General features: G+C 60.2%; 1 pseudogene. It reads left to right on the plus strand.

Annotation, left to right across the window (positions count from 1 at the left end):
- Positions 1-102: 102 nt before the first annotated feature.
- Positions 103-933: pseudogene (locus CEF10_RS16690) on the plus strand (IS3 family transposase); the annotation flags it as partial.
- Positions 934-972 lie beyond the last annotated feature (39 nt).

Raw genomic sequence — 972 nt, forward strand, 5'->3', positions numbered from 1 at the left:
GCGCTCGCGGAACTCGGCCGTGTATGTCGGGGTGTGCTTCTTCTTCGATTCCATAACGGTCATCCTCTGAGAGTTTTACCCTCTCGGAAACCCGGGGCGGTTCAGCTGTCCATCGGCCAGCAGTGCAAGCTGCTGTCGATCGCGCGCTCGTCCTTCTACTACACCTCCAAGGGCGAGACCGCGCAGAACCTCGATCTGATGCGGCGGATCGACGAGCAGTTCCTGGAAACGCCTTTCTTCGGTGTCCGGCAGATGACCTGACATCTGCGCAACGACGGGCACCTGGTGAACGAGAAACGGATACGTCGGCTGATGCGCCTTATGGGACTGATGCCGATCTACCAGAAGCCCAATACAAGCAGGCCGGCAAAAGGGGCACAAGACCTGTCCCTGTCTGCCGAGAGGTCTGCGCGTGGATCGTCCGAACCAGGTCTGGTGCTCGGACATCACCTGCCTGCCGATGCGGCGCGGGTTCCTATACTCGTCGCGGTCATGGACTGGCATACCCGGAAAGTCCTTGCCTGGTGCATCTCGAACGCGCTGGAGGCCGAGTTCTGCGTCGAGGCACCGAACGAGGCCATCCACAAGTTCGGCCCGCCCGGGAACATGAACACCGATCAGGGCTGCCAGTTAACGTCCTTCGCCTGGACGGGTCGCTTGCGCCGGACCGGGGTGCGCATCTCGATGGACGGAAAGGGGCGTTTCCTCAACAACATCCCCATCGAGCGGCTGTGGCGGACCCTTAAATACGAGTGCGTCTATCTGCATGCTTGGGAGACCGGTTCGGAGGCGAGCGCCGGCATCCGGAAATGGATGACCTTCTACAACCAACAGCGCCCGCACTCAGCCCTTGGCGGCAGGCCACCCGCGGTGGTCTACTGGCACGAAAATGAAATCAACCAACCCGATGAACAGGTACAACGAGTAGCTTAAATGACGCCAAATCCTGTCCAAGAGATGGGGAGTTGCTCA

This window comes from Roseovarius salinarum, assembly GCF_002834145.1.
Lineage (GTDB): Bacteria > Pseudomonadota > Alphaproteobacteria > Rhodobacterales > Rhodobacteraceae > Roseovarius > Roseovarius salinarum.